A 16287-nucleotide genomic window follows, 5' to 3' on the forward strand; every position below is an offset into this window, starting at 1 on the left:
AACTCTTCAGTTACACTAACCACTCACTTAGTTAACGTATGTTAACGAAGGAGAGAAAGAACTCCTTGTGGACGAACATTCGCCTGAGCTAACATAGCAGTACCAGATTGAACTAAAATCTGATTCTTTGTGAAAGCCACAGTTTCTTCTGCCATATCCGCATCACGGATCCTAGACTCGGAGGCTTGGGTATTCTCATAAGCGTTCATGAGCCCTTTTGCAGCATGCTCAAGACGGTTAAAGTAAGCACCTAAGTTTGCCCTTTGTTTGCTAATGCGAGTTAACGCAGCATCCAAAGTTCCGATCGCATCGTTTGACTTGTCAGCAGTTGACAAAGACAGGAGTTCTCCACTTTGACCTTTGAGATTCAGTGAACGTGCAGTCATTGTTGCAATGAACACTCTTTCTCTTTGGTGTTGGTTTGCTCCAATATGGAACCACATGGAGGTAGCTCGTGATCCACGTGCAAAATCACCTTGAAGCAAATTCATTTTATTGAATTCAGCTTGTGAAGCAATTCTATCCACTTCGTCAATAAGTTGTGAAACTTCGACTTGGATCATTTGTCTGTCTTCTTCAGTATAAATACCGTTAGACGATTGAATTGCAAGTGTTCGAATTCTTTGAATGATATCATTCGATTCTTGCAAATACCCTTCCGTAGTTTGGATCAGGCTCATACCGTCTTCGGTATTTCTCTCTGCTTGTCTAAGACCATTCACCTGCGTTCTCATCTTTTCCGAAACGGCGAGTCCGGATGCATCATCACCTGCACGGTTGATTCGCATACCAGAGGATAGTTTCTCCATACTTTTGGAGACTTCCTCGTTTTGGAACTTGAGGACGCGATGTGAGTTGATCGCGGCTAAATTGTGGTTTATGATCATGGGTTTCCTCCTTGAAACTTGATCTGGCAAACGAGAGAATCCCTTCTCTCGCTTTTTTTTGTGTCTGGCTTTCAGGCCCCATTGGTGCCTAAAATCTCTATTTGTTCCCTTTGTATGTCGGTGATCGGATAAAAGAAATTAATTCGAAGAAATGGAGGTGTTTTGGGAGTTTTTCGCAAGTTATTGCGATTTTTGGAGAGATTTTAGTAACTTTAGCGTTTTATTTTTTTTAAAAAAAGTTCTACTTTTCCCGTTACGAAGATCGGCAAATTCCCATTTTCCATAAGTGAATTTTGAAAAATGGGAGAAATTGTTCGGGTTACCCCTATTTAGGGCGTGTGGCAAGGGGAGAGAGAGTTTCCCAGTGGTAAACCGCATTGGCTTCCCCGGAAAATTTGTGTTCGATTGTGCCGAGGTTTTTGAAGTTTTCAAATAGACTTGCATTTAACGCCCGTATTGTGGCCTCCATTGCCTGGATCCTACGTTTGTTCAGAACTTCTTCTGGTTCTTTTGGTCCCGTTTCCGTTCCACCAGTATAATAAGTGATGGTATCCACCGGAGCATTTGGATTTTCTTCTTCGGCATCAGCATCCGCTTCATCAGATTTGGTACGAGGAAGTCTGTATTTTTCCATCACGTCTTGTAAAATGGCCACATTCCAATCAATGACAAGTTTATTTCCTTTTTCCACAAACCAGGTTTGTTTCAGAGCAAACCGAATGTCTAAAAGTTTTTTAGGAGAAAACAACTTCCCATCTTTTGCGAGAGCTTCCACAGAATCAAAGTAAGGTGGAGATCCCACTTCACCCACCAGTTGGTAAATAAAGGCACTCGTTTCTTCTTGTTTCAAAACCTTTCTGTGGATGGGGATTTGTTCCCCTTCTCCATTCGAAATATAAATCACTACTGGTTCTCTATGGTCAAGGGATGGATAGGAATACAACTGGAAGGGAACAAACAACCGAAAGGGATTTTGTTCGGCTAAAATAAAAAAACTAAAAAAAATCAGGAGTGAAAACCACGAAGCAAATAAAAATATAAAATCGCGAGTGAGTTTGGTTTCTCCCGTTCCGATTTTGTAAAATCGTATAATTAGGACTTTTAAAAGTTTGCTGAGAGAACGAAGATATTCTTTAATCTTTTGAAGATGCGTATTCATGAATTCCTTTGATGACACTGCGTGCGATTTTCTTTTGGTAGTTTTTATCCCGCAGCCTTTTACTTTCCTCAGGGTTTGTCAGATACCCCATTTCCACAAGTACCGCAGGCATAAGGCTTCCTCGCAAGACGGAAAAATCTGCCTTTTTCACACCCCGCGAGGGAATGTCGGGACTTAAACCCTTTTCATACTCTTCAGCCACAGCGCTCGCCAATTTCCGGGACCGCCTTTGGGTGACACTGGACAACATCTGAGACTGGATCTGAGAGACAACTGGGTTCTTGTGTTTTCCCACATAGCGGTTTTCCAAAAGAGCCGTTTCTCGGGCAGCTTCTGTGCTCGGACTTTGCGAAAGGTAATACACTTCAAAACCTGCTGCCTTGTCAGAAAGCGAGGCATTACAATGGAAACTGAGGAAAACCACATCCCTTGTATCGTTCAAAACTTGATTGGCAAGTTTGGAACGATCTTCCAACTCCACAAACTGATCATTTTTACGGATCATTTGGACTCGGATTTCGGGATAGTATTTACGAAGATACAAATAGGTATAACGAGCCACACCAAGGCTCACATCCTTTTCAAAGGCACCCGTAGGATCCGAAGTGCCCGGATCTTTTCCACCGTGCCCGGCGTCGATCACAATGGCTTTCACATTGATATTTCGTTTGGGGACGGGGTCTTTGGGAATAAGAACCCAAAGTTCAGTTTCTTTGAACTCGTAACGTACATCATAGGAAATGAGATTGAGTAAAATGGCTTCCACTAAATCGAGAGGAAGGTAAACATCCTCTTCTTTTTTTAAAATGGCTTTGGGGATTTTATAAATTTTACCATCGAGTGTGTAAAAACTCGCACCGAGACGAAACTGAATATTCCCCTGCGGGGTAAATACAGAACCCACTCTTGTGAATTTTCTTAGTTTGGTGGAAAGTTCGGGCATAATCGATTTTAAATCGGAAAATGCCAGGTAGTTTCCCTTTCCGTAAAGCGGAAGTTTGGCGACTTCCGCACTTAAGAAATTAGGAAAAAAACATAAACAAAAGAGAACTAGTCTTTTTTGAAAATAGAAAGAATTCGCTGCCAAATCGATTGTTTCTTTTGTTTAGATTTTTTGACTTCATTGATATCGAAGAGATTTCGTCTTGGATCATTGTTCTTTTGATTTCTATTTCCTGACTGATTCTTCTTATGCGGATGTTTCCCTTTCCCATCCTTGGGATGGTGACCATGTTTCATTTCATGATGGGTCATTTTGGCTGGGTGTTTGTGATCCTCACCACTGCCTGGATGCTGCGGGTGTCCATGAGGATGGGCCATCTTGGCTGGTGGTTGGTGTTTGTCCCCTTTCCCCTTACCACGACCGCCACGGTCTCCGCCACCGCCAGAACGATCCCCTCGATCTCCCCGGTGTTCGCCACCACGCGAAGGTTTCTGGCCACGACCACCACGGTCTCCTCTAGATTCCCTTTCTTGGTATTTTTTCTCACCAGGAATGGTCTCTTCTGGAAAGGCAGGAGTGAAATCTCCTTTAGGAAATTCTAAATACTCTTCCCGAATCTCGGCTGTTGGAATTTTAGAATTCAAATACTTTTCAATTCGTTCGAGCTCGGTATAATCTGTTTCGGAACAAAAACCAATGGATTGGCCTTTCCTTCCGGCACGAGCTGTCCTTCCAATTCGGTGCACATAGTTTTCTGCATCTTGGGGAAGGTCATAATTATAAACAACATCAATGTTTTCGATATCGATCCCGCGGGAGGCCACATCAGTCGCAATCAGGTATTTATACTTTCCTGCTTTGAAATCTCTTAGGAGTCGGATCCGTTTTTTTTGGTCAAGCTCGGAAGAAAGACCAGTGGCTGTAATTCCAAACCGGCGAAGGGCCGAAACAATTTTTGGAATGTTCATTTTGTAGTTTGTAAAAATGATTCCAAGGCCCTCTATCGGATAGTTTAACAGGGAGTTGACGAGGTAGGGAAGTTTTTCTTCTCTTCCCAAATGGAGTAAAGACTGGTCAATCCGTTCGGTAATGACTTTTTCCGGATTGATATGGACTTCAATCGGATCATTTAAATACTTACTCGCAAGACGAACCACTTCATAACTTAAGGTGGCACTAAAAAGTAGAGATTGTTTTCTGTTTTTACATTTGTGGAAGATGTATTTGAGATCCTGAACAAATCCCATGTCGAACATTCTGTCCGCTTCATCTAAAATCACTACTTTTACATTCTCTAAAGAGAGGCCGTGATTTTTGACAAAGTCAATAAGCCTTCCCGGTGTTGCAACAATGATACAAGCCTTGTTGCCTAGTGCCTGTTCTTGGGATTTGTAATCGGTTCCACCGATGATGGTGGCCACACCGAAGTCTGTGAATTCCAAAAGTTTTCTCGCTTCTTCTGCGATTTGTATGGTCAGTTCTCTTGTGGGTGCAAGGACTAGTGCATAGGGTAATGCTTCCTCCTCAGGTGCCGACAAAAGTCTGTGGAGTGTAGGAAGTAAGAAAGCCATAGTCTTTCCAGTTCCAGTTTGAGCAAGGCCTGTAAGGTCACTACCTTCCATCGCGAATGGAATGGACTTGGCTTGGATGGGAGTGAGTTCTGTGTAGCCGATTTTTTCTAGGGCTTTTGTTAGAGACTCATGAAAGGGTAATTCGTTAAATTTCATAATGGATTTCAGTGTTTTAATTTTCTGGCTGTCAGTTCGATGGTATCACCATAAGCAAATGAGTTTGCATACAGTCGATACAGCCATTCGGGGAGTTTGCCACGAGGACTTAAGTCCCGGTAGGAGTGATACGACATTGGTCTAACATAGTTCACCTCGAAGCCGAGGATTGACAAGAGTTTTTTCAAAGAGTGGACAGAGTAGTCAAAAAAGTGGTCAGTTGGATGGGTCACAAACCACTCTTTGGGATTGGTTTGGAAACTAGGCCCAAAACTGGAAGGAAGGGCCAAATAGAGAAACCCGCCCGGTTTTAACCAAGAGGTGAGCCTCTCCCAGATCCCTTCAATCTCCTCGATATGTTCGATCACAAAAAAAGCCGAGACCACGTCAAAGGTGTCTTTCCATTCGCTAACATCCACAGAAAGAACCGACTTCTTTTCTACATCTAGGGAAAGTTTGGACCTTGCATATTCTACTTCTTTAGGAGAAAGTTCCAGTCCCTTCGTAAGATAACCGGCCTTCCTTGCCTCGTCCAAAAAAAATCCAGCCGCAGAACCTATTTCTAAAAGAGAAGCCCCTTGGGGGTTCGCTCCCCCCCTCTCCAAAACAGAAAGCCTGCGTTTTGCCATGGCACGGAGGTTTGGTTCATCCTCGTAATAGGATTTTTTGTATTGGGCCTTGTACTCTTCCATAAAGTAACTGTCCCCATACTCCCGTGTTTTGGCAGGAAGGTAGCGAAAAACACCCGTATGACGGCATTCTTCATAAAATTCGGGAAATTTTTGATGCGGGAAAAATTGGAATAAACTCAAAAATAGGTTCTCTTTTTGGATTCGAGAGATTTTTCGTACTGCGCCCGAGCGGCCCTTTTGTTTTCATAGGCTTCCGATAAACTTGGGTTCAGATCAATGGCAGTCTGAAAACTAGAAAGGGCTTTTTTAAATTCCCCATTTTTGAAATAACAAACTCCCAAATAATTATACGCTTTGGAAGAAACACTCGGAGTGACATCAGAACGAGTAATGACTGTTAGTTCTTCAATGGCCTTTTCCCGGTCGACAAGGGAACCCGAATCAATAAGAATTTTAGAAAGTACAAGTTTTGATTCCATATCTTCTGGATCGATATGGGTGGCACGAAAGGCTTCTTCTTTCGCTCGTTTCGAAAGCCCAGAGTTTCCGCTACCCGCATAACTTAAGGCAAGTTTTCTATGGGCCAGTTTGATTTCTTTAGGATCTTTGGAATTTTCCAAAACATAGACTAACACCTTTTCTGCGGCCAGATAGTTTTTGGTTTGGATGTAGACATCGGCAAGTTTCAACCTCGCTTCATAAAGTTCCGGTTTCCAGGCAATAGCTTCTTCGAATTCAGAAATGGCTTCTGTATAAAAACGATTTTCCAAATAGTAATCGGCAATGGCTAACCTTGAGGGAACATGGTTCGGATCCAGGGCCTGCGATTTACGAAGCGACTCAATGGCCATAGTCGGTTTTCCGGCATGTAGGTAAGTTAGGCCTAAGTTGTAATAGGCCGATTGGTTTTTGGGATTTAAGGAAAGGGCCCCTTCAAAGGCCGTAATGCTTTCCGAATACCTTTCCATTTCATCTAAGATGATTCCGAGATTTACATAAGCCGTTTCGGAATAGGAATCTCCCGGTGTTAGGCGGATGATCCGGCGAAACAAACTTTCGGCCTCCACCAGTTCCCCTTTTTTATAATAGAGCTCGGATAGTGCAAAGAGCGAGTCCACGTCCGAGGGTTTGAGTAACAAAGCTTTTTGTAAGGCCGTGATGGCCATATTGGTTTGGCCCATCGAAAGGAAGGCATCGGCAATATAGCGATACACTTCTGGTTCATTGGCATTGGAATCCAGGGCCTTTTGGAAGTATTTGGCCGCTTCCTCATGAACTTTTTTTTTCAAATACACCAAACCTAAGTTATAGTAGGATTTGGCATCGTTTGTTTTGAGACGAATCACTTCTCGGAAGTAATACTCGGCCCGGTCATAGTCTTCTCTTTGGTAAAAGATAGTTCCTAGATGTCCATAAGACAAAACAGCCGTTTGGGAATTCGGAGCCGTCTGCACTACCTTTTGGAACTCGGAGATGGCCTCAGCCATATTTCCTTGTTTTAAATAACTAATGGCTAGGTTGTAAGTCAGAGTGACATCGGTCGGCGCAAGCGACTGCCCTTCTTTGTATGCTTCGATGGCGCTTGCCGGATCTCCAATCTCTTGGAATAAATTCCCTTGTAAAAGCGAGACTCGGTAGTCATTCGGGGCAATTTCTTTGGCTCTTTGGGCGGCACGCCTTGCTTCTTCAAACTTACCGGCATGTTTGAAAGCGAGTGATAAATTGTAATAAGCAAAATAGTTTTTGGAATCGTATTGGATGGCTTTTTCCAATCGTTCGATGGAGTTCACATAACGACCGGCTTCATCATACATGACCCCAAGCACTGTCAGTGCGATCGACTTGTCTTCATCAGAACCAGGGGAATTGAGGAATTCTTCGCAAACCGTTCCCACTCGGTTCACATACCGGTTGTGGTAGGCATTTAGGCAGGCAGCGAGCTTGGGATTGACGGAATCATCTGGAAGGTAGGGTTTATCAACAAGAAGGTCGAGAGCTTTTTTATCCCGAGGAAGGTTACCGAGGGCTCTCGCGATTTCTTCTGGATTCTTTTTTTTCTCTAGATACCACCAGTAGGCTGCCGTTAAAAATCCAAGGACAAAGAAAACGAGAACACTCCAAAATAGAAACGACAAAACCGGACGGCGAGCCGTGGTTTCAGATTCATAAGTAGTTTCTTTTTCTTTCCCCAGGTTCCGTAAGTATGGATCTTCCTGGTAATAACTTGGCTGTGAGGATTGTTCCTCTATACGAAACCGGTTTTTTTGGATGGGATCCATTATGCTCTTACTGGGGTTTGTTCGCTAAGATCTCCTTCTTATAGAAGGCGTCTAACAGTCCGTTGATAAACTGAGCTGATTCTTCCGTTTCAAATTCTTTGGTGAGCTCCACTGCCTCATTGATAACAACGGGGGCGGCAAGGAAAGGTTCCTTTTGCAAACTAAGAATCGATAAACGTAAAATACAGCGGTTGACAACGGAAATACGCGAAAGTTCCCAATTCTCCGAATACTTCTTGATTAGAGTATCGATGTTTTTTCGATTTTCGACCACTCCTTTCACAAGAAAGACAGCATAATCCTTTTCTTCTCTAGTGATTTTTTTGTCGTACCAATCGAATTTCATCGCCCGGTCCGGATCGGTTCCGACCAGGTCAATTTGGTAGAGGCACATCAGGGCAAGACTTCGCCCGCGGTGTCTAGAACTCATCCGATCTCTTTGAAAAGATTGGCCATTTCGATGGCAGTGGTGGCGGCTTCGTATCCTTTGTTTCCAGCCTTGGTTCCGGCTCTTTCGATGGCTTGTTCAATGGATTCTGTGGTGATGACACCAAAAATCACAGGAACCGTTCCATCGGCGACTGATCCCACTTTGGCGGCTTCCCCAGAAACCAAATCATAATGGGAAGTGGCTCCGCGAATCACAGCACCTAGGCAAACGATGGCAGAGAATTGGTATTTTTTAGATTGTAGAACACGTTTTACGGTTTGCGGGAGCTCAAAGGCACCAGGGACATAGATCACGGTGACATCGCTATCTGCTATGCCATGTTGTCTGTAAGCATCTTTTGCCCCTTTCAGTAGGGACTCGGTGATAAATTCATTGAACTTCGAAACGATGACACAGTGTTTTTGTCCGTTTCCAATTCGTAAACCTTCCAATTGAGCTGTCATGTATCCAAAATCCTAGGGGGGTGTTATTTCGCAAGACGAATGACAAGGGTGATCTTTCCGTCTGGATTTTCCACCACTTCAAATCCGTCTCTTTCCAAGGCTTTTTTCGCTCGGTAGATCGCCAGATTCACGACATTGGTTTTCTCATCCGTCAGTTTTTGTGGTTCCAATTTCATAGGACCCCCCTCGTCTTTTAAAGTTCGGAGTGCACCCTATACAATCTTAAATGCCAATGGCTTTACAAGGTAGAATTGTTTTCCTCTTATGTCATATAGGAAGAAAATGAAGAAAAAGAAATCCGTAAAGAAGGTCAAAAAAAGAAAACCGGTAGTGTATACCGAGAGTGACTTTGTTGTGAAACCTTCCTCTGTTCCCAATATCGGAATGGGACTATTCACCAAACAAACATTATACAAGGGCGATACCGTTGGTTATTACATGGGTAAAATCATTACCGATGAACAAGCGGAATCAAACAAATACGTAGATTCAAAATACCTACTTTGGATTTGTAAAGACTGGTGGATTTACGGGGAAGGTCGCGAGTCCAATTACACCCGTTATATCAATCACTCCTCAAAACCCAACGCAGAACTAATAACCTCTGTGAGATGGAAAACGGCTAGGTTCAAAGTATTAAAAACGATCCCTGAAGGCGGAGAAATTTTCTTTGATTATGGAAAGGATTATTGGGACAACGTCGACTTCAAACCGAAGTAAATAGAATCATGTAGCCAAATCGGCTTTGGCTAAAAACGAATTATAGAATTTTGCAAGCGGTCTCTTAAAGGAGACCGTTATTTCCAAAGGATGGTTTGGTGGAAGTTTTGTTAACATCAGCAGCTTCCAGTGCTTCCATATATTGGATGACAGAATCATCCATACGAAATACTCCTTCCGTACTTTCGTTGTGCACAAGCCGGCAAACCAAAAGGTTAGCAGCAAAGAAAAGAAGTGCGAGAACCAAGGGAAAACGATACGCATTCGACATAAAACCCTCCGATTAGGATAAGCCTCTTACCGGAGTCTCCCCGAGCAAGAAATTTTTAGAACCGTTCTATTGGAAATCTTCGATCCGGATATCCGGGAAGGCATTGTTTTCCGTCTCGGCAGCCAAAAGGACTTCCTCATCTAAGTCACCCGTAAGCATCTCCTCCAAAGCCAAAAAAAGATTGGTATGGACGTTCGTACGGCGGACTGCATAATCCACCATGGTTCCTGTTTTCATAATAAAGGCCCAGTCGCTACTTTGTAATAATAAGAGCTCTCGACCCATTTGTTTTAAAATCCGTTTTTGTAATTCCGTTCCCGACCCAAATTCATGAACTCTTTTGTGCATCCGAATGCTTAAGGAATGGATAAGAGGATAGATCCAATCGTTTGTTGGATTCAGCCACACCTCTCCATATCCATTTTCTCCCCAACTACTCATCTTCATCTCCACCGACTGGACTCTTGGGAGAGAACGAGCGGCTTCCATGGGATGAGAAAGTTTGATTGTGTTTTGGTTGAAGTGGATTTTTTTAAATAAAAATTCGATAAACTGCGGACCTTCATACCACCAGTGTCCATACAACTCCGCATCATAGGGAGATACAATCACCGCCGGTTGTTTGTTAGTTGCATACAAACCTTCCGCTTGGCTGATGCGGTTTCGTAAAAAATCTTCCGCATGGTTTCCGGCAACTTCCATCGCCCAGTCTGGATGGTAGTAGCCTTTGTCCCCAGTTTTTCCTGTGATCCGAAAGTATTTGATACTGGTATTGATTCGTACTCCGTTGGAATGTAAGTAAGGCGAAATTTCTTCCCAAGGAAGATCATGACCGATGTCGCGGTAGTATTCTCTGTATCGAAAATCACCCGGATACCCATCGATCGAACTCCAAACTTGTTTGCTACTTTCCGGATCCCGACCGAAAGCAAAAACGCCGTGCCCCACTTCTACCGGAGCATAAACTCCGAACTTTGGCCTTGGACTTCCATGTGTGATACCGTGAGTGTCGACAAAAAAATACCGAAAACCCTCTCGGTCTAGTTCCTCTTCCAATTTTTGTGTGTATCCACATTCCGAAAGCCAAATCCCTTTGGGGTCACGCCCCCAAATCCTGCGAAAGGTCCTTCGGCCATTTTTTAGTTGGGAGCGAAAGATAGAGGGTTCAGAATCATAAAACGGTAGGAAGGCATGAGTGGCCGGGCTTGTCATCACTTCCAACTCACCCGACTCCACAAAAGGTAAAAAAGCTTTGGTTAAGTCACCGCCCTCTTCTTCAAAGATGGATTCTGTATCTAAAAAATGTTCTAAATACCTTTTGGATAAATAGTTTAAGTGAGGGTCGTATGTAGTGCGTTTGGTTTCATGTTTTGCTAGACTAATGAGGTTTTTTAAGTATTTACGAAATCCATTTTGTAAATAAGGGTCTGTCAACATCAAAGAAAGTGTAGGTGTAAAAGACATGGTGATCCGAAAGGGCACCGATTCTTTTTTTAAATTTCTAAAAACTCGGACAAGGGGTATATAGGTTTCGAGGATGGCCTCGTTTAACCAATTTTCTTCGATAAAGGGTGTAGCATAACCTGGGTGTCTAACAAATGGTAGGTGGGCATGTAAAACAAATACCAAATGCCCTTTCACAAAATGATTCATTATAAAAGTCCCTTTCCTGACCCCGATCCATTAGCGAAAGAAGACGGCCCTTGGTTTAGATCCGTTTTCCCTTCTTGGTTCCCTGATTTACGAGGGTTCACATAGAACTCAGAAGGATCCCCATCTTTAAAATAATACTCTTCACTTCCCGCTGACTTTGCCACAAGTCCCATCTCAATCCACTGCGGATGGATCCACTCCTTATCCAAACGGAAGGATTCGGTTCCGACCGGTAAATCCTTTCCAGTAGAATGGAGGGCCGAGATTTCTTTTTTTTGATAAGAAACAAAGATGGATGTTTGGATGTCTCTTACGGGAAACATAAATTTTAAATAATAAGATTCGGTAAAGGGAGCTAAATCGTAGAAGTCAGTACGTTCGCTTCCAAAAATATTTTTGTATTCTACCTTCAATCGAAAATGTAAACCATCAGTGGATGGCGATTCCAAATCGATTAAAAGATTCTTTAAAGTATTCGGAGAAAATTTCCAAAATACAAAGGCTTCCCGAGGTGTCCGAACAAGAACCCGCATAAGATCATCCACTGAAAATTCAGGGTGTTTGGTAAATTTGGAATCGTTGTAAATGGATTTTGGCGAAACGGAGAGAGAAGGAGAATCTGTTTTTTTTACGGCTTCCTGAACTGTTTTTTTGGTGGCTTTCTTTGCCGCTGTGTTTATCGACTTCTCACTAGCAGTGACAACTGACTGTTTCTTTTTTGGGGCAGATTTTTTCTTTGCGCCAACTTTCTTTTCTTCATTTGCCATGTCCCAAGCTTAAAGACGAGAAACACCCTCCTTCAATTCTTTTTTATTTGACGTTTGCTTTTTTTCCAAAATACAATCAATCCATACCAAATTGGGACAAACTATGAAAATCAATTATACCTGGAAACACTTAGACCGCTCCGAAGCCGCAGAGAAATATGCGGACGAAAAACTAGAACGAGTTACAAAATTCGTTCAAAAAATCGTATCCTGCGAAGTATCATTTGAAGCCATTCATGGGGAAATCAGCGCTAACATGAAGTTACATGCCGATGGAAACAATTTTAACGCACACAACCAAGACAAAGATGTTTATGTTTGTATCGATGGATTGGAAGACAAAATCCTAAGCCAAGTCAGCAAACACCACGATAAAAAAAGCCAACACTAACTCTTTCATGATTCAGAAGTCGGAAGAAGCTCTCACCTATCTTTCCAATGGTGAGTTTGAAACTGCAAAATCCCTTTATTCCGTACTTCTGGATCGAGATCCTGAGGATCTTGCCGCCATCAGCGGTTATTATATTTCCAGCTTTTGGGACCATAGACTTGATTTAATTCTAAAAACAAGAGAAGGAAAAGAAAGAGGAAAACTCCTCCTCGATTTTTTTTCCGATTTTGAAACAGAGATCCGTAAACGTGGGTTTCAGTCCACCGATAGTTTTTTTGTCACCCAAGACTGTATTCTAAAAGAAGCAAGAGACCACTTAAAACTTGCTTACCAATGGGAAGGAGCCAACGCTCTCGACAAAGATCTGTTACGTGATCTTGCTTCCGCCTTAATCAAAATCAAAGACTATACAATGGCCTTAGAAGTATTACTCTATGGAGGAAACAAACAATCCCCGATCCTACTTTATTTTTTAGCCGAAACCCAAGTGATGACGGGAAAAGAAAAAGAGGGAATTGAAACCTATCGTACAGCCTTCTTAAATGACCCCCAACTTTTTCCCCATACCATGGTTCGTTGGCCCCCACTCCTCACTCTCATCCAAAAGGCAAGTGAGATCACAGAAAGAGAAGAAGAGATGAAAGAACTAGTTCCTGTCCTTGCTTGGCGGGAAGGTGTCTTTCGACCTTCGAGCAAAAAAGATGAGGCCACCATTCAAATTTGGTTTTCGGAACTGAAGCGCCTAACAGATAGTAAAGAAAGAAGTGGTGGGTCGTTTCGACTAGAAGCAAGGATTGAACAGTTTGCACTGGCCATCTTACAGTCTGCAGACGACATCCGTTCTCGGGATGCCGTCCAGTTTGCAAAGGGATTTGTTTAGGATCTATCTTTCGACAGATTCAATAAGGAGGCGAAGTTCGTCTGCTGCCGACTCCCTTCCTGTTTTTTCATAATACAATTCTAATTCACGAAGTCCATACACAGCTCCAGGAGCCGATCGTAAATGATCGAGTAACTCTCGTTTTTGGTAGGATTCACCCAGGTCAATGCTTGTTGGTTCGTTTTGGTAATTGTTTTGTTCGATGACAACACCGGCAGTGTCGTTACCCGCAAGGGTTGGCTCTTGGGAATTGCGGCTCGCAAGCACAAAAACAAGGCTTACGGCCATAACAGCAGAAAAGGAATATTGCACCGTTCGGTTTTCGATAAGGTCTCTAAAAGTGAAGGAGATCTTTTGGCTCGGTTTGTCAAAACTAACGGATTCTAAGAGGTTAAGTAAGCGGGTGTCGAAGTCTTTAGACATTCTGGGAAGGATGGTGTCTTCCTTTTCCTTCACACGTTGGAAAAGAGAACAAATCTTATTTTCCAGAACCACGTTGTCTGTCTCTTCGGGAAAGAGACCTGGATATTGTGAACGAAACCAATCTTTTAAATTCATAATTTTATTTTTCAAAGAACCCTTCTCCTTTATCGTCTTTTTGGATGAGGTGCTTCAAAAACTCCTTGGCCTTGAAGAGACGACTCTTAACCGTACCTACGTTACATTCCATGATTTCAGCAATTTCGTTATACGAAAGATTTTCGAAATAACGAAGTTCCAAAACCTGTTTGTAGGAATCTTCTAAGAGTGCGATCTTATCCATTAGATAACGAGACTCCTCAGAAAGTTCCAATTTTTTTTCATATCCGACACGAGAATCCACAAATTGGTTATCTCCCGAGTCATCCATGGGTTTTTCCCTACCTCGTTTCTTCTTGGCGAGTAAATCCTTGGACTTATTCACCACAATGCGGTAGAGCCAGGTATAAACCCCGGCCTCAGCACGAAAGTTTTGGATGGATTTATAACCGGAAATAAGAGCGTCTTGGACAATGTCCTCCGCATCGTCTCCATCTTTTACCATGGAAACGGCCTTACGGAACAATCGTTCCCGGAATGGAGACACTAAGGTCATATAGGCAGTAGGATCCCCTGCTTTGATTTTTTGGAGGAGGATTTTTTCCTTCTCCCGCAGGGTCATATTTTTGCCTTCAAGGGGGCGTGGCATGAGGCCCAGAATTTCGAATCCTAGAATTCCATCAATGTTTTTCGGTGTTTGTTTTGGCTTAGATCCTGTGAAACATAGTTTCTAGATCTTTTCTTGTGAGTTTGATAAGAGTTGGCCTTCCGTGAGGGCAAAGGGAGGGATTTTCACAGTAAGACAATCTTTGCAAAAGCTCTCCGATGATGGGGTCGGAAACCTGGTCTCCTTTTTTGATGGCCGAACGGCAAGCCACACATTTGGCCATTTCATCATAAAGTTCTCTTTCTTCCGGGTCTTTTTGTTTGAACCTCTCCCATAAATCCAAAATGGTTTCTGTTTCTTTGCCGGGATCAATGTACGATGGCACTTCTCGGATAAGAACGGTCCCCCCAGAAAATGGTTCGAGGCCAATTCCCAGTGCAAGAAACCTGTGCCTTTCCTCTAACATCTCTTCCGCTTCCTCCCTTGTCAGTTCCAACCGAATGGGGGTGAGAAGGCTTTGGGATTTATAGGCTTTGGATTTTAAATCTCTTAGCACTTCCTCGTATCGAATCCTTTCGTGGGCGGTATGTTGGTCTATGATATAGAGTCCATCTTCGGCTTCTGCGAGGATAAAGGTTTCAAAGAGAACCCCATAATGTTTTTTCGGAACAAAAAGATTGTGTTTGGTAAGATTTTCACCTAATAGATGCAAGTTGGCACCGGCACCAACGCCTTCCAGGGAATATCCTTCCCTTCCTTCAATGGAACTCGGACCAATAAGAGATTCCCCATCGGTTTGCCTGTTTCCCAACTGACTCCCCTGCCCAAACCCAAAACCTGGGCCACCGTACCGGTTCCCCATTCCCGAAGTTTCCCCCTCCCTGCCGTAAGGAATGGGCATAGAAAGCCTTCGGCGCATTTCCAAAAATTCTACAGGAGTAGAAGTTCGTAACACTTCTGTAATTCCTTGAAAAAGAATTCCCGTGATGGTCTCTTCGGATAAAAACCGAACTTCCTTTTTTTGGGGGTGGACATTCACATCCACAAACTCACGAGGGAGGTCAAAAAATAGATACGCATAAGGAAAAGCCCCACTTGGCAGGAGTTCTCCATAACAACGTTTTAAAATTTGTGCGGAGAATTTCAGTTCCACCGAACGGTTGTTCACAAAGAAAAATTGTCCCGTGCGAGAGGATTTATAAAAATCAGGATGAGAGATCCATCCGCGAAGAGTCATTCCATTCCGACTGGAATGGATAGGCAAAAGATGGTTTCGTAAATTTTCACCGTACACCGATAACACACGTTCGAATCCGTCTTCGGGAACTACGCTTAAAACTTCCTTCCCATTTTGCAAATACCGAAACCCAATATTTGGTTCCGACACCGCCATAGTCTGGACACGAGCCCTATTTTTTTTCTCTTCCCCAGTTTCTGTTTTTAGGAATTTCCGCCTAACGGGTGTATTATAAAATAAATCTTTGATTTCAATTTTGGTTCCTTCGAAAAAAGGAATTTCTATTTCTTCTACAACTTTTCCTTCTTCTACGGTCACTCGATATGCGGTCCTGTTGCCTGAGGTTCCCGATTCTAAAACCATTCGAGATACGGAAGCAATCGATGCAAGAGCTTCTCCCCGAAACCCAAAGGTGAATAGATGTTCTAAGTCATGGAAGTCTTGGATTTTAGAAGTGGCATAGCGTTTGATGGCAAGAGGTAAATCCTCTTTTTGGATTCCGTGTCCGTTGTCGGATACAAGGATCCGGCCGAAGCCTGCGGAGTCGGTGGCGATTTCTATTTTTGTGGCGGCGGCATCGATGGAGTTTTCGATGAGTTCCTTCAGGATAGAATGGGTAGATTCAATCACCTCTCCGGCGGCAATTTGGTTGATTAGGTCCGCCGAAAGTGAATGAATGATGCCCATAGGACAAACATGGGATAGGGAACCTCCCTATCCA

18 protein-coding genes are annotated in these 16287 nt (G+C 43.2%); 3 read left to right on the forward strand and 15 right to left on the reverse strand.

Translation table 11 applies throughout. The annotated features are described in order from the left end of the window. Positions 1-41: 41 nt before the first annotated feature. The 9 genes from LEP1GSC199_RS12590 to LEP1GSC199_RS21465 all read right to left on the reverse strand — a co-directional run bounded on the left by LEP1GSC199_RS12590 (position 42) and on the right by LEP1GSC199_RS21465 (position 8697). Positions 42-887, reverse strand: a complete 846-nt coding sequence (locus LEP1GSC199_RS12590) for a flagellin N-terminal helical domain-containing protein (RefSeq protein ID WP_039926723.1) — start codon at positions 885-887, stop codon at positions 42-44. Between the two features lie 325 nt (positions 888-1212). Continuing rightward, complete coding sequence (locus LEP1GSC199_RS12595; RefSeq protein ID WP_002982253.1) at positions 1213-2046, reverse strand: LIC_10740 family protein; 834 nt, start codon at positions 2044-2046, stop codon at positions 1213-1215. Beyond that, on the reverse strand, positions 2021-3016 hold the full coding sequence (locus LEP1GSC199_RS12600) for an N-acetylmuramoyl-L-alanine amidase family protein (RefSeq protein WP_051999764.1): 996 nt from the start codon (positions 3014-3016) through the stop codon (positions 2021-2023). The genes LEP1GSC199_RS12595 and LEP1GSC199_RS12600 overlap by 26 nt, the downstream gene beginning before the upstream one ends. Before the next feature lie 80 nt (positions 3017-3096). Continuing rightward, positions 3097-4716, reverse strand: a complete 1620-nt coding sequence (locus tag LEP1GSC199_RS12605) for a DEAD/DEAH box helicase (protein ID WP_002983300.1) — start codon at positions 4714-4716, stop codon at positions 3097-3099. An 8-nt stretch (positions 4717-4724) separates the two neighbouring features. Beyond that, the gene (locus tag LEP1GSC199_RS12610; RefSeq protein WP_002983022.1) at positions 4725-5528 is read right to left on the reverse strand and encodes a class I SAM-dependent methyltransferase; all 804 of its coding nucleotides are present in this window, start codon (positions 5526-5528) and stop codon (positions 4725-4727) included. Next, on the reverse strand, positions 5525-7627 hold the full coding sequence (locus LEP1GSC199_RS12615; protein WP_002983243.1) for a tetratricopeptide repeat protein: 2103 nt from the start codon (positions 7625-7627) through the stop codon (positions 5525-5527). The genes LEP1GSC199_RS12610 and LEP1GSC199_RS12615 overlap by 4 nt, the downstream gene beginning before the upstream one ends. A 7-nt stretch (positions 7628-7634) precedes the next feature. Beyond that, a complete protein-coding gene (gene nusB, locus LEP1GSC199_RS12620; RefSeq protein WP_083901951.1) occupies positions 7635-8057 on the reverse strand; it encodes a transcription antitermination factor NusB in 423 nt (140 codons plus the stop codon). Then, entirely contained in the window at positions 8054-8521 is a 468-nt protein-coding gene (gene ribH / locus LEP1GSC199_RS12625) for a 6,7-dimethyl-8-ribityllumazine synthase (protein WP_002982302.1), read from the reverse strand. Before ribH ends, nusB begins: the two co-directional genes overlap by 4 nt. A 23-nt stretch (positions 8522-8544) precedes the next feature. Then, on the reverse strand, positions 8545-8697 hold the full coding sequence (locus tag LEP1GSC199_RS21465; protein WP_002983188.1) for a hypothetical protein: 153 nt from the start codon (positions 8695-8697) through the stop codon (positions 8545-8547). A gap of 106 nt (positions 8698-8803) precedes the next feature. Between LEP1GSC199_RS21465 and LEP1GSC199_RS12630 the strand changes: the two genes are divergently transcribed. Beyond that, entirely contained in the window at positions 8804-9241 is a 438-nt protein-coding gene (locus LEP1GSC199_RS12630; protein ID WP_002982374.1) for an SET domain-containing protein, read from the forward strand. A gap of 64 nt (positions 9242-9305) precedes the next feature. On the opposite strand, the gene LEP1GSC199_RS12635 is transcribed toward LEP1GSC199_RS12630, so the two are convergent. The 3 genes from LEP1GSC199_RS12635 to LEP1GSC199_RS12645 all read right to left on the reverse strand — a co-directional run bounded on the left by LEP1GSC199_RS12635 (position 9306) and on the right by LEP1GSC199_RS12645 (position 11932). Beyond that, positions 9306-9512, reverse strand: a complete 207-nt coding sequence (locus LEP1GSC199_RS12635; protein ID WP_002982561.1) for a hypothetical protein — start codon at positions 9510-9512, stop codon at positions 9306-9308. Positions 9513-9578: 66 nt separating this feature from the next. After that, positions 9579-11165 (reverse strand): glycoside hydrolase family 57 protein, encoded by a 1587-nt coding sequence (locus LEP1GSC199_RS12640; RefSeq protein WP_002982938.1) that lies wholly within the window; start codon positions 11163-11165, stop codon positions 9579-9581. After that, the gene (locus LEP1GSC199_RS12645; RefSeq protein ID WP_002983186.1) at positions 11165-11932 is read right to left on the reverse strand and encodes a hypothetical protein; all 768 of its coding nucleotides are present in this window, start codon (positions 11930-11932) and stop codon (positions 11165-11167) included. Before LEP1GSC199_RS12645 ends, LEP1GSC199_RS12640 begins: the two co-directional genes overlap by 1 nt. A 103-nt stretch (positions 11933-12035) precedes the next feature. On the opposite strand from LEP1GSC199_RS12645, the gene hpf reads away from it, so the two are divergent. Together hpf and LEP1GSC199_RS12655 are read left to right on the forward strand one after the other, a co-directional pair. Then, a complete protein-coding gene (hpf, locus tag LEP1GSC199_RS12650; protein ID WP_002982764.1) occupies positions 12036-12323 on the forward strand; it encodes a ribosome hibernation-promoting factor, HPF/YfiA family in 288 nt (95 codons plus the stop codon). 7 nt (positions 12324-12330) lie between these two features. Further along, positions 12331-13203, forward strand: coding sequence for a hypothetical protein (locus tag LEP1GSC199_RS12655; RefSeq protein ID WP_002982399.1), 873 nt, complete (start codon positions 12331-12333; stop codon positions 13201-13203). A 3-nt stretch (positions 13204-13206) separates the two neighbouring features. Here LEP1GSC199_RS12655 and LEP1GSC199_RS12660 read toward each other — a convergent pair whose 3' ends face one another. From LEP1GSC199_RS12660 to mutL, 3 genes are read right to left on the reverse strand one after another with little or no spacing between them, the layout of a single operon-like run. Further along, positions 13207-13761 carry an LIMLP_12425 family protein gene (locus tag LEP1GSC199_RS12660; protein ID WP_039926773.1) on the reverse strand — a complete coding sequence of 185 codons (555 nt, stop codon included), beginning with the start codon at positions 13759-13761 and terminating at the stop codon, positions 13207-13209. Between the two features lie 4 nt (positions 13762-13765). Continuing rightward, positions 13766-14371 (reverse strand): RNA polymerase sigma factor, encoded by a 606-nt coding sequence (locus LEP1GSC199_RS12665; RefSeq protein ID WP_039926724.1) that lies wholly within the window; start codon positions 14369-14371, stop codon positions 13766-13768. Between the two features lie 58 nt (positions 14372-14429). Further along, positions 14430-16253, reverse strand: coding sequence for a DNA mismatch repair endonuclease MutL (mutL, locus tag LEP1GSC199_RS12670; RefSeq protein WP_002982801.1), 1824 nt, complete (start codon positions 16251-16253; stop codon positions 14430-14432). Between the last annotated feature and the right edge of the window lie 34 nt (positions 16254-16287).

Origin of the sequence: Leptospira vanthielii serovar Holland str. Waz Holland = ATCC 700522 (genome assembly GCF_000332455.1) — a bacterium.
Lineage (GTDB): Bacteria > Spirochaetota > Leptospiria > Leptospirales > Leptospiraceae > Leptospira_A > Leptospira_A vanthielii.